The sequence below is a fragment of the Ihubacter sp. rT4E-8 genome, assembly GCF_049852125.1.
GTDB lineage: Bacteria > Bacillota > Clostridia > Peptostreptococcales > Anaerovoracaceae > Senimuribacter.
Genome location: NZ_CP187532.1, coordinates 2,169,263 through 2,182,391 on the forward strand (window position 1 = coordinate 2,169,263; position 13,129 = coordinate 2,182,391).

Below are 13,129 nucleotides of genomic sequence, written 5' to 3' on the forward strand. Positions count from 1 at the left end.
TGCAAAAAAATTCAGCACGAAAGAAATTTCTTCCATGCCGAAGTCGGTTTGCTCTATCACACACATCTTTATTCCGGTATTTTCCCAAAGATCCATCCTTCACCTCAAATGTCTTTTCTTTATTTTATACTGATTCTTTCGGAAACACAACCCATTTCAGACTTTTCCCCCTTGCGTCCGCACAAAAAATGTGATACAACAAAAACACGGGATTTCCCGTCAAAGGAGAACATACGATGCCAAAGGACTTATTTTTTAAACTGCCGCCGGAAAAACAACAGAAAATCTTAGACGCGGCAGAAGGAGAATTTCTCGCGTATAAAGACAATTATAAAAAGAGCAGCGTCAACCGTATTGCTGAAAAGGCAGATATTGCCATCGGCAGCATTTACAAGTACTTTTACGATAAAAACGACCTGTTCATGTACCTGTTCAATCAGCACAAAAGCGCCCCTGCTTCCCAGCCCGAATCCGACACCTGTTTCGACTATGCCGGTAAAGAAATTCTGGCAAGCAAACACTTTACGCCTACAGGCGAAGCGCTTTTAGAAATCATTTCCGATACGCCTGCCTTGTTTCATAATCTAATCTTTAAAGACGCTGCAGGCGACGACTATACACCGCGAATCAACGCTTACCTGCAAAAGGATCAGGCGCGGGGTTATCTGCGGGATGCACTGGACAAAGATGTCGCGGCATACCTATATTCCTCTCTGGAATACATCGCCTACCAATACTGCCTCAGCAGAGGTATCGACGTCAGCAACGACACAGATATTCTGTGGAAAATGACAGAACTTTTCTTTTTCGGCTTGTATAAAGACGGCATAGAAGGCGAAATTCGCTAGAAAAACAAAAAACCTTCGGAAAGCACAGAAATCTGAGGTGATCTCCTAAAAGTTAGACTTTTATTAGCGAGACAGTTTTGGCTGCCTCGCTAATTTTATGCAGCCAAGAGACTGAGCCCGTATTGGACAAGACTCATCCATCCTAGTTTCTCCTTTATTCTTTGTTCTCAAAGCATCAGGACCAGCTATTCGGAAATCATTTACCCATTTAGTAATAGTAACCGGATTGGAAATGCCTACACTCAGTGCCAAAAACCTTATAGGTATTAACCCACTTTCTGATATCCCTGTCCGGGGCATGCCAAATCTCTTGGCAAGAAAGGCATAACTTCCTTCGCTATTCAGATATGATTGAACTGCATGCTTTTTAAATTCAAAACTGTATTTCGCCAAAACAAAACTGACCTCCAATCGTTAGATTTATGTCTAACTTTTGGGGGTCAGATCAAAGATCAATATCCTTTCAAAGGCTTTTATCAACAAAGCTAATACATTCTAGATCGATTATGCGTTCTCCGCTTCTTTCATAACTGCAGCGGCAATGCGTTCTACAATAAGAGGGTTAAATGGATCCGGCAGCACATAATCTGCGGATAATTCTTCTTCAGGAATTACACCAGCAATGGCTCTTGCCGCCGCCTCCTTCATTTCCTCTGTTATCTTTGACGCTCTAGCGTCCAATGCTCCACGGAAAATTCCCGGGAAAGCGATAACATTGTTCACCTGATTTGGGAAATCGCTCCGGCCGGTTCCAACCACCGCAGCGCCTGCTTCCCTAGCCAGATCCGGCATGATCTCAGGCACAGGATTGCTCATGACGAAGACAATAGGGTCTTTGGCCATAGAACGAATCATGTCCTGTGTTACGATACCCGGTTTAGATACGCCGATGAGAATATCCGCTCCCTTCATAGCGTCAGCCAAAGAACCGGCAATACATTCCTTATTAGTGACCTGGGCCATTTTCTGTTGCTCTGGATTATTATACGGCGCGCCGTCATAAATAGTACCTTTGCTTCCGCAGAGAATAACCTGTCCAAATCCAAGGCGCAGGATCATCTTGGCAATGGAAATACCCGCAGAGCCCGCTCCGCTGATAACGATCTTCAGCTCGCCCATTTTCTTTCCGGTGACCTTCACCGCGTTAAGAAGTCCGGCGCATGTAATGATAGCCGTGCCGTGCTGATCATCGTGAAACACAGGAATATCACATTTCTCAATCAAGGCCCGTTCTATCTCGAAACATCTCGGCGCGCTGATGTCCTCCAAATTGATGCCGCCGAAGCTCTTGGAAATATTATATACGGTTTCTATGATAACCTGCGGATCTTTAGAATCAATACAGATCGGAATCGCGTCAATATCCGCGAAAGTCTTGAATAACGCACATTTTCCTTCCATTACCGGCATACCGGCAGACGGTCCGATATCCCCTAAGCCCAACACTGCAGTTCCGTCTGTAATAACAGCAACAGTATTACCTTTACCGGTATATTTATACGCCAGTCTCTCATCCTTCTGAATTTCCAGACAAGGCTCTGCGACTCCCGGCGTATACGCCACAGCTAGCTCCTCCTTATTTGTAATCGGCGCTTTCGTTTCAATAGAGAGCTTGCCTCTCCACTCCTCGTGCTTCTTTAAGGCAAATTCCTTTTTATCCATTTCAGTTTTCCTTTCCTTTTTATTTTCATCCTATACGGTATTTTCTTTCTAAAGATATATTATAAGATTATTTCACCCATTTTTCAATACATACCCTTTTCCTCGCCACGTACTTACTCCAGTTCTTCCAAACTCTCCAGCCAGGAACTCCCTTCCGCAATCTGTCTTCTCACCTCAACGGGCGCTGTTCCGCCGTAAGAAACTCTTGCCTCGACGCAGGCCTTTATACTGATATCTCCCAGCGAGGTTTTGTCAACCCTTTCATCAATAGTCTGCAATTCCTCCTCTGTCAAATCCACAAAATCACACCCTCTTTGCTCACAGGCTTTGACCATCCGGCCTACTATAGCATGGGCTTCTCTGAACGGAATACCCTGCTTTGCAAAATGCTCCGCGATGTCTGTCGCGTTAAGAAATCCCTTTGACAGTAAACGCTCAATCCGTTCAATATTGAACTCTGTCTTTTCCAGCATATTGGCAAAGATTTGAATGCTGGCCTTCCAAGTGTCTACAGCATCAAAAAGCCCCTCCTTATCCTCCTGAAAATCTTTATTATACGCCAGCGGCGTCCCCTTCATCACAGTCAGAAGCTGCATCAGATCACCGTATACACGTCCAACCTTTCCCCGAAGCAGTTCCGCCATATCCGGGTTCTTCTTTTGGGGCATGATACTGCTTCCTGTACAATAGCTGTCATCGATATTGATAAATCCAAACTCCTGAGAATTCCACCATACGAACTCCTCTGCCCATCTAGACAGATGCATCATGGAAATCGATGCATTGCTCAGAAATTCTAAGCTGTAGTCCCGATCACTGACACTATCCATGGCGTTTTCTGTCGGTCCAGCAAAGCCGAGAATTTCTGCCGTTCTATGGCGATTGGTCGGGAGCGTCGTCCCAGCCATAGCGCACGCGCCCAGAGGACAAAGGTTCATTCTGTCATATGTGTCCATAAGGCGGCCGATATCTCTCCTGAACATCTGAAAATAAGCCATAAAAATAAAACCGATGGTAATAGGCTGCGCATGCTGAATATGTGTAAATCCCACCGTAATGATGTCAGCATACTTCTCCGCTTTCTTCAGAATCACCGACTCCAAATACACCAGCCTGCCAATGATTTCTCTGATCTCCTTTTTCAAATACATCCGCATATCTACCTGGCACTGATCGTTTCTGCTTCTCGCCGTATGAAGCTTCTTTCCTACGTCTCCAATCTCAGCGATAAGCCTGCTTTCAATCCCCATATGAATGTCCTCGTCATCCACGTTAAAGATAATTTCTCCGCAAGATATTTTTTCCCGAATCACCTCCAAGCCCATAATAATGCGATCCGCCTCATCCTTAGCTACAATACCTTGCTCTCCCAGCATGGTCACATGGGCAATGCTGCCGTCTATGTCCTCGTTATATGTCCGCTTGTCAAAACCGATAGAAGCGTTAAACTGCTTTACCAGCTCGTCCATTTCCTTTTCGAATCTACCGCCCCATAAACTTGCCATATTTCCGTTCCTCCTCATACGTTTATACTTTCACATCTATCCATTATACTCCTTCTTTGTATAATTTCAAATGCTTTTGTATAAATTTTCAATATCATTTCCAGAATCTGTTAAATTAACCCTGTAATCCAGTCGTATATCGGGCAAATCACTATAGGCAGAAACATTGCCGGCATATAATTCATCAATTTTAATTTACATCCATCGATCATCAGATTAAGACCCAAACCCACGATCAAAAGAGATCCCACACAGGTCATCTCGCCGACCACCTCTCCGGTCAGAAACGGTTCGAGCACACCTGCCAGCAGCACGATTCCACCCTCTATGATTAAAACCGGAGCTGCAGCAAATATAACGCCGATTCCCATGGATGCCGCAAACATCAGCGCGCCAAATCCATCCAAAGCCGTCTTAGTAAGCAGTAAATCGATATCCCCTTTTAATCCGGCGTTTAGCGATCCTACTACAACCATCGCTCCCACGCACATAGTCAGGCTGGCCGTAATGAAGCCCTGTGCAAAGTCAGACTTATCGCTGTCTCCATCAAATTTCTTTTCAGCCTTTTCAGCCAGCCGGTCGAATCTCTGTTCTATCTTTAAGCCTTCACCGATCATAGCGCCGAATACAATAGCCACAATGAGGATCATCGTATTTCCTCCTTCAAGAAATCCCATAACGCCGATATAGATATCCGCCAATCCCAACCCCTTCATTATTACATCATTCCAGCTTTCCGGAATTAACTTCTTAGCCAAATATCCCAAAGTACCTCCGATGAGAATGGCGATTACATCTGCTATTACTGCCGTCATTTTTTGTTCCTTCCTGTATAATTTTATCCACTACCATCCTACACCTTTGCAGACAGAATTGCAATAACCCTGGGATTTCCTCTTGCAATGCTTCCTGCTTTTCGTTATATTCATATATATGGAGGTACACCAAATGAAACATATTCTCATTATTGATGATGACATCTATATCGGCGATATGCTGCAAGAACTTCTTGAAAAAAATGGGTATAGCGTAGGGCGCGCTTATTCCGGTACAGAAGCCCTCTATGCCTGTAAGGCCCGCACACCCGATCTTGCCCTGCTGGATCTGATGCTGCCCGGCCTTTCAGGAGAAGATGTTCTATCCGAAATTCTTTTGCAATTTCAGAGCTTTCCTGTCATCGTAGTCAGCGCGAAGATCAGCACAGATGACAAAGTCAATCTCCTGCTTTCCGGCGCGTCAGACTATGTCACCAAGCCTTTTGACACAAAAGAGCTTCTGGCCAGAATCGCAGTACAGCTGAGAGCTCCCGCATTTCCTGCCAAGCTGGAAACTTTGACCTTTAAGAATATCTCCTTGCATACCGCCTCCTTTACCGTCACTGTAGGATCCGACTCTGTTCGCCTTACACGAACAGAATTTGCCTTATTAAAGCTTTTGATGGAGCATCCCTCCCAGGTTATGACAAAGGCAATCCTTTTGGAAGGTATCAGTCAGGATACGCCAGACTGCGTAGAAAGCTCTCTAAAAGTACATATCAGCAATCTCCGTAAAAAACTAAAGGATGCCGGAGGCAAGGATTATATCGAATCTGTCTGGGGAATCGGCTTCAAGATGAACGAAAACGCGTAATCTTTACTCTTTCTTAACAATCTTCTTTACCAATTTCTTAACGAAGCCGCAGTACACTATCGGTAAAAGGAGGTATAGATATACATGGAATATGTTTTAACCACAAACGGGCTATGCAAAAACTACCGAAACTTTAAAGCCCTCAACAATCTTTCCATGCACGTTCCCAAAGGCTCCATCTATGGATTTGTCGGGAAAAACGGCGCGGGAAAAACAACATTAATTCGCTTAATCTGCGGACTGCAGGATGCAAGCGCAGGAGAGTACAGCCTTTACGGCAACAAAAGTACCAGTTCCGCAATCGGAGAAATTCGCCGGCGCATGGGTGCAGTCATAGAAACCCCTTCTATTTATCTGGAGCTTTCCGCTGAAGAAAATCTGCGAGAACAATACCGGATTTTAGGTCTCCCATCCTTCGATGGCATTTCTGATTTATTGCAGCTGGTAGGTCTATCGGATACCGGCAAGAAAAAAGCAAAAAACTTCTCGCTCGGAATGCGTCAAAGGCTGGGAATTGCCATCGCATTAGCAGGAGATCCGGACTTTCTGGTATTGGATGAGCCTGTCAATGGTCTGGATCCACAGGGAATCATCGAAATTCGGGAGCTTATCCTAAAGCTGAATCAGGAGCGGCAGATCACCGTACTGATTTCCAGTCACATTCTGGATGAATTGGCCCGACTGGCCACCCACTATGGTTTCATCAATGACGGACATATGGTCAAGGAAATTAGCGCTGAAGATCTGGAGCGCTCTTGCCGCAAATGTCTGCGGCTTTCTGTTTCAGACGTCACAATCCTATCCACCGTTCTGGACAGCATGCATTTGGACTACAAAGTTTTGTCAGACCATGAAATGGATGTATATGGAGAGGTCACAATTACCCAACTGGTCTCCGTGTCAAAAAAATCAGGCTGCGAAATTTTCTCCGTTTCCGAACACGATGAAAGCCTGGAAAGCTACTACGTTTCTCTCATAGGAGGTGAACATCATGCGTAATCTGTTATCTGCCAACTTCGTCCGGCTCTGGCGAAGCAAATTTTTCTGGACCGGTACGATATTTCTCATCATCATGAGCATGTACATGCAGATAAAGAATTATCAAGAAAGCTTACAAGGCAATTCGACCAGTCTCGACACTGGCTTTTTCGCCTACGTTCTTTTCGTTTCCATCCTGTTGTCTGCATTCTGCGCGCTGTTTACCGGTACAGAATACAGCGACGGTACCATGCGAAACAAAATTATAATTGGTCACAAACGCAGCCGTATCTATTTGTCAAACCTGTTAACCTGTATCGCGGTCAGCTTTATTATGTGCCTGCTCTCTATGCTTACCGCTCTTTGTGTAGGAGTCCCTCTCCTGGGCTTCTTTCGCAGCAGTGTCAACGATATTGTAGTCTTAACTGTCAGCGCCTTTGTTTTGATGACAGCGCTTGGCGCCCTGTTTATCTGCATCGTCATGCTGTGTCAGAGCAAGGCCACATCAGCTGTAGCCTGTCTTTTACTGATCTTTACGATGCTGTTTGCGGGGGCTTTTATCAATGCGAAACTCGATGAACCAGAATACCAGCAGAATTATACGCTATCCAACAGTCAGGGCGTTATTGAGAATGAAATGACCAAGAATCCCAATTATGTTGAAGGGACGTCCCGAAAGATCTACGAATTTCTGTACGACTTTCTCCCCGGCGGTCAAATAATCCAGCTGTCCGGCATGAACGCTTCAAATCCGAACATGCTGTCGCTGTATTCCGGATTGATTACCGTCATCTCTACGGCGGCCGGTCTGCTGGTCTTTCGCCGCAAAGACTTAAAATAGCTGAAATAGAACCGAGAAAGGACGCAAAACTATGGAGTTGGCGCTATGTCTTATAGCCGGTCTGCTGACCGTAATTATCATATTAGGTCTAAAAATATACTTGCTCCGCAAATCCGCACGGGAAATCCAGGCTGCTTTTTCTAACAGACTCACTACGGATACCAATACGCTTATCAGCATTTCCAGCCGTGACGCAGCTATGCGCGGTCTTGCAGCTTCTATCAATGTCCAACTGCGTCTGCTGCGCCGGGAGCGTCTTCGCTTTCAGCAGGGAGATAATGAGTTAAAAACAGCTGTCACCAACATTTCTCACGATCTCAGAACTCCTCTTACAGCGATCAACGGTTATCTGGATTTACTGAAAGATGAGGATCAGAGCCAGGAAACACAGCGTTATTTATCGGTCATAGAAAACCGAATTCAGACCATGACTCGTCTCACAGAGGAACTGTTTCGCTACTCCATCGTCACATCTACGGCCGGTACTCTATCTTATGAAGAAGTGAACCTTTCCGACGCGCTCGCAGAAAGTGTCTCGGCCTTTTATGCCGCTTTAAAAGAACGGTATATCCAGCCGGAGATCAATTTGCCCGACAAGCCGGTACTCCGCATGCTGGACGCGCAGGCTTTGTCGCGTATATACGGTAATATCATCAGCAACGCCATCAAATACAGCGACGGCGATCTAAAGATCACCCTACAAGAAAACGGCGCCGCCGTCTTCTCCAATCATGCCCATAAGCTTGACAACCTTGCCGCCGCAAAATTCTTCGACCGCTTCTACACATTAGAAACAGGACGAGCAGCCACCGGCCTCGGCTTGTCCATCGCAAAAACTCTGACAGAGGAAATGGGCGGTACGATAAGCGCCGTTTGGAAAGGCGGGATCATTGAAATCACAGTGCAATTTCATGATTAAGTGTTTCCGTATATGAAAAGGCAGGCCGCAGCCTGCCTTTTAAATCGTCTATTTGCAATTTAGTCTTCCTTTACCAATTCCTTCAGTGAGGTTGCCAGACCTGCAAGACCTGAAATCTCCGATGGAATGATAATCTTTGTCGCCTGACCATCCGCCGCTTTTTCGAACGATGCCAAACTCTTCAGAGCGATAACCTCCTTGTTTGGCGCGGATTCTACCAGCATGCGGATACCGTCCGCAGTCGCCTGCTGTACCATTCTAATGGCTTCCGCCTGACCCTCTGCCTCACGAATCGCAGCCTCCTTCTTCGCCTCGGCTTCCAGAATCTTAGATTCCTTGTTAGCTTCCGCTTCCAGAATGACCGCCTCCTTATTACCCTCGGCAATGAGTACCGCGGATTTCTTTTCACCTTCCGCCCGCAGAATCGCTTCTCGCCTTTCACGCTCGGCACGCATCTGCTTTTCCATCGCCATCTGAATATCTCTCGGCGGCGTAATATTTTTAACCTCTACACGGTTAATCTTAATCCCCCATGGATCTGTTGCTTCATCCAGCACCAATCTGATTTTGGTATTGATATGCTCACGGCTGGTCAAAGATTCATCTAACTCCAGTTCGCCGATGATATTACGCAGAGTAGTAGCAGTCAAATTTTCAATGGCGTCCATAGGACTTTCAACGCCATAGGTATACAACTTCGGATCTGTAATCTGAAAATATACTACAGTGTCGATTTCCATAGTTACATTATCCTTGGTAATAACAGGCTGCGGCGGGAAATCAATCACCTTTTCCTTCAGTGATACCTTCCTCGAGATCTTGTCGATAAGAGGAATTTTAAAATGCAAACCTACCTGCCAGGTTCCCTTATACGCGCCTAATCGTTCAATGACATACGCCCTCGCCTGCGGTACAACTCTGATATTCGTCACAATCAAACCGATACCGATCAGGATGAGCGCCACAATAACCAGAATTTTAATGATAGTTCCGATACTCTCCATAATACTCTCCTTTTCTCATTCCTACACTTCATCGAGAGGAAGGACAATCGCCTTAACCCCTTCAATTTCTTTAACAATAACCATTTCACCGGCTGGAATCACTTTGTTTAATCTGCAAACCGCGCTCCATTCCTGTCCGCCCAAACGAATCTGTCCTACCTCCATAGGACGAATCTCTGAAATAACCAGAGCTTCCTTATCGATAAGCGCGTCAATATTCGTCTTTTCCTGACCAGTCCGCAGCTTCCCGACAAACAGCTTTCTCGTCCCAATCAAAAGAAGAATCGAAACCAGAAAGAAAAGTACAATTTGAATTGCCAGACCACCTCCCAGCAGCGATACGCCCAAAGCAATCACAGCGCCTCCTGCGAACCAAATGGTGGTCAGGCCTAAGGTAATCGCCTCTATCACCAGAAAAATTGCTGCCGCAATCAACCAGAATACTGGCATACTAAGCCAGGAAATGTCAAAGATCATATTCCAACCTCCTCTTTTTTAATCAGCCGGCAGCTAAAACAGCATACTAGCTCCATAGGTAATATACGATACGATAAGTCCCGCGATGACTACACCAAGCAAAACCGCCGGAAATGCCCGCTTCAGTCTCATATCCAGCATAGCGGCAACCAATGCGCCTGTCCAGGCTCCCGTTCCCGGAAGCGGGACGGCAACCAAAATGACAAGACCAAACCATTCATATTTTTTGACAACTGCCGACTGCTTTGCCGCCTTTCTCTCAAATCTGCCTACAAGCTCGTCCAGCTTTTTACTCTTACTTCTCATCCAGGCAAAAACCTTTCGAACAAAGAGTATAATAATCGGAACAGGAATCAAATTGCCGATGATAGCTGCCGCCAAAGCCTCTTTCACACTCAGTCCAGCCGCTACTCCCAACGGAATTGCTGCCCGAAGCTCAAGAACCGGCACCATAGATACCAACATTGTCATAACCAAATTCCCAAAATACGTTCCCCAAATTCCAATCATCTAAATTCCTTTCGGCTCAATAATAGATACTTTTATTATATACTAATGTGTCTCCCTTGTAAATCATCATCTCATGTTTACCATAAAAGGTCTGTCATAGTTTTGACAGACCTCTCAAAAATCATTACGTTATTCTTGATTGATTACTGCCTGCGCAGCGGCGATTTTAGCCACCGGCACACGATACGGCGAGCAAGACACATAGTGAAGTCCTATACGATGACAAAAATCAATGCTTGCCGGATCACCTCCGTGCTCACCGCAAATGCCCAGCTTCAAATTAGGTCGTGCTGTCCGTCCCAGCTTTACAGCGTTTTGCATTAAAACGCCAACGCCGTCTTGATCAATCGTCTGAAACGGATCATGCTTTAGGATTCCCTTTTCAACATACTCCTGCACCAGCTTTCCCGTATCATCTCTGGAAAAGCCAAAGGTCATCTGTGTCAGATCATTCGTTCCAAATGAGAAAAAATCTGCTTCCTTTGCTATCCTATCAGCAATCAAAGCGGCTCGCGGCACTTCAATCATCGTTCCGATAGAGTAATCTATGGTTGCTCCATACGTTTTTTTACATTCCTCCGCAGTTTCAATTACAACGCCTTTGATATAGGCCATTTCTTCTTCTATACCGATCAGCGGTATCATAATCTCCGGACTGATCTCAAAACCCTTCTCCTGAGAAACCTCTATAGCAGCCTCCATAATTGCTCTGGTCTGCATCCGGGCAATCTCCGGATAGGTAACAACCAATCTACAACCTCGATGCCCTAACATCGGATTAAATTCTGCCAACTCCTCTGCAGTCTGGCGCAGCTTTTCATAGGAAACGCCTGATTTCTCAGCTAAGGCCTTCGTTTCTTCTTCCGTCTGCGGCAGGAACTCATGCAACGGTGGATCCAGCAATCGGATTGTCACCGGTTTATCCTCCATTACCTCATATATAGCTTTGAAGTCTGACTTTTGGAAAGGTCTCAGCTTTTCCAAAGCCGCTTCTCTCTGCTCCTCTGTCTCCGCCATAATCATCTGACGTATAGCAGGAATCCTTTCATTCTCGAAGAACATGTGCTCTGTCCTGCAAAGCCCGACGCCCTCCGCGCCAAAGAGAACAGCTTGCTTCGCATCCCGCGGATTATCTGCGTTTGCTCTGACCTTCAACGTCCTGATTTCATCCGCCCAGCTCATGATCATAGCAAATTCATCAGAAAATTCCGGTCGCATTGTCGGCAAAGCCCCACGATAGACCAAACCCCTTGAACCGTTTAAAGAGATTTCATCTCCCTCCTCCAGCACGTCTGTACCCACGAACAGCTTCCTCGCAGTTTCATCTACCATCATTTCTGAACATCCTGCTACGCAGCACTTCCCCATGCCTCTGGCTACTACGGCAGCGTGGCTGGTCATACCGCCTCTGGCAGTCAAAATTCCTTCGGCCGCCACCATGCCCGCCAAATCCTCCGGCGAGGTCTCCGCTCTGACCAGAATGGCCTTTCGTCCTGTCTCTGCTATCCTCACAGCATCCGACGCGGTAAAACATATCTGTCCCGACGCGGCTCCCGGAGAAGCAGGCAAACCTTTTGCTAAGACCTCCGCATTTTTTTCTGCAACGTCATCGAAGTTAGGATGAAGCAATTGGTCGATTTGCGCCGTATCAATACGCCCTACCGCCATTTCTCTGGTAATCAGTTCTTCCTCCACCATATCTACAGCAGCTTTCACAGCTGACGCCGCCGTCCGTTTCGCAGCTCTTGTCTGCAGCATATACAAGCGTCCCCGCTCCACAGTAAACTCCATGTCCTGCAGATCTTTATAATGCTTCTCCAGTACGTCGGCAATCCGTAAAAGTCCTTTATAAATATCCGGAAAAATATTTTCCATTTCACCGATTGGCCTTGGCGTTCTAATACCTGCCACCACATCCTCACCCTGCGCGTTGAGCAAAAATTCACCATACAGGCATTTCTCACCTGTAGCCGGATTTCTGGTAAACGCCACGCCTGTACCGGATGTATCTCCCATATTTCCAAACACCATTGCCTGCACATTAACTGCAGTTCCCAATTCATCAGAAATATGATTCAGTTTTCTGTATAATCTGGCTCGCTCGTTATTCCATGAGCGAAACACAGCTTTAATAGCTTCTATCAACTGTTCTGCAGGATTCTGCGGAAACGGCCGTCCCGTAGCTTCCTCTACCAACGCTTTATAGCCTTCGATAACCTCAGACAAATCTTTAGCATCAAGTTCTACATCATAGGTAGCGCCGGCCTTCTCTTTTTGCCTATCAAAGACAGTGTCAAAACGGCTCTTGGGAATTCCCAACACCACGTCCCCAAACATCTGAATAAACCGGCGATAACTGTCTCTGGCAAAGCGCTGATTATCCGTTAAGGCCGCCAGACCCTCTACTGTTTCATCATTTAAACCCAGATTCAGAACAGTATCCATCATACCAGGCATGGAAAATACAGATCCGGAACGAACGGATACCAACAGCGGATTCTCCTTGTCTCCGAACACTTTGCCGATGACATTTTCCAGCTCTGCCATTTTATCGTGAATTTCTTCAACGATACTCTCCTCAATGGTCTGCTTCTTCTCATAATAGCGTCCGCAGGCCTGAGTGGTGACGGTAAAGCCGAAAGGAACGGGAAGCCCAATCTTCGTCATTTCTGCCAGGTTTGCCCCTTTTCCCCCCAACAAATCACGCATATCCTTGGATCCTTCGTTGAACGAATAAACATATTTCCCCATACCTA

General features: G+C 46.1%; 12 protein-coding genes. 5 read left to right on the plus strand and 7 right to left on the minus strand.

Annotated elements, in window-relative coordinates; translation table 11 throughout:
* Nucleotides 1–236: 236 nt before the first annotated feature.
* Nucleotides 237–848, plus strand: coding sequence for a TetR/AcrR family transcriptional regulator (locus tag ACPW7J_RS10850; protein WP_425755245.1), 612 nt, complete (start codon nt 237–239; stop codon nt 846–848).
* A gap of 504 nt (nt 849–1,352) precedes the next feature.
* Here the strand turns inward: ACPW7J_RS10850 and ACPW7J_RS10855 are convergent.
* The 3 genes from ACPW7J_RS10855 to ACPW7J_RS10865 form a co-directional block, all read right to left on the minus strand.
* Complete coding sequence (locus tag ACPW7J_RS10855; RefSeq protein WP_425755246.1) at nt 1,353–2,510, minus strand: NAD(P)-dependent malic enzyme; 1,158 nt, start codon at nt 2,508–2,510, stop codon at nt 1,353–1,355.
* Between the two features lie 113 nt (nt 2,511–2,623).
* Nucleotides 2,624–4,015, minus strand: a complete 1,392-nt coding sequence (gene argH, locus ACPW7J_RS10860) for an argininosuccinate lyase (protein ID WP_425755247.1) — start codon at nt 4,013–4,015, stop codon at nt 2,624–2,626.
* Nucleotides 4,016–4,125: 110 nt separating this feature from the next.
* Nucleotides 4,126–4,830, minus strand: coding sequence for a DUF554 domain-containing protein (locus tag ACPW7J_RS10865; protein ID WP_161875232.1), 705 nt, complete (start codon nt 4,828–4,830; stop codon nt 4,126–4,128).
* A 133-nt stretch (nt 4,831–4,963) separates the two neighbouring features.
* On the opposite strand from ACPW7J_RS10865, the gene ACPW7J_RS10870 reads away from it, so the two are divergent.
* From ACPW7J_RS10870 to ACPW7J_RS10885, 4 genes are all read left to right on the plus strand, one after another.
* Nucleotides 4,964–5,644, plus strand: coding sequence for a response regulator transcription factor (locus ACPW7J_RS10870; protein WP_161875233.1), 681 nt, complete (start codon nt 4,964–4,966; stop codon nt 5,642–5,644).
* 84 nt (nt 5,645–5,728) lie between these two features.
* Nucleotides 5,729–6,643, plus strand: coding sequence for an ATP-binding cassette domain-containing protein (locus tag ACPW7J_RS10875; protein WP_424959587.1), 915 nt, complete (start codon nt 5,729–5,731; stop codon nt 6,641–6,643).
* Nucleotides 6,636–7,463, plus strand: coding sequence for an ABC transporter permease subunit (locus tag ACPW7J_RS10880; RefSeq protein ID WP_424959586.1), 828 nt, complete (start codon nt 6,636–6,638; stop codon nt 7,461–7,463). The genes ACPW7J_RS10875 and ACPW7J_RS10880 overlap by 8 nt, the downstream gene beginning before the upstream one ends.
* Nucleotides 7,464–7,494: 31 nt before the next feature.
* Nucleotides 7,495–8,382, plus strand: coding sequence for a sensor histidine kinase (locus ACPW7J_RS10885; RefSeq protein WP_424959585.1), 888 nt, complete (start codon nt 7,495–7,497; stop codon nt 8,380–8,382).
* 59 nt (nt 8,383–8,441) lie between these two features.
* On the opposite strand, the gene ACPW7J_RS10890 is transcribed toward ACPW7J_RS10885, so the two are convergent.
* The 4 genes from ACPW7J_RS10890 to ppdK form a co-directional block, all read right to left on the minus strand.
* Entirely contained in the window at nt 8,442–9,386 is a 945-nt protein-coding gene (locus tag ACPW7J_RS10890) for an SPFH domain-containing protein (RefSeq protein WP_424959584.1), read from the minus strand.
* A gap of 21 nt (nt 9,387–9,407) precedes the next feature.
* Nucleotides 9,408–9,863 carry an NfeD family protein gene (locus tag ACPW7J_RS10895; protein WP_424959583.1) on the minus strand — a complete coding sequence of 152 codons (456 nt, stop codon included), beginning with the start codon at nt 9,861–9,863 and terminating at the stop codon, nt 9,408–9,410.
* A 33-nt stretch (nt 9,864–9,896) separates the two neighbouring features.
* Nucleotides 9,897–10,373 (minus strand): COG2426 family protein, encoded by a 477-nt coding sequence (locus ACPW7J_RS10900; RefSeq protein ID WP_424959582.1) that lies wholly within the window; start codon nt 10,371–10,373, stop codon nt 9,897–9,899.
* 129 nt (nt 10,374–10,502) lie between these two features.
* A complete protein-coding gene (ppdK, locus tag ACPW7J_RS10905; protein WP_424959581.1) occupies nt 10,503–13,124 on the minus strand; it encodes a pyruvate, phosphate dikinase in 2,622 nt (873 codons plus the stop codon).
* Between the last annotated feature and the right edge of the window lie 5 nt (nt 13,125–13,129).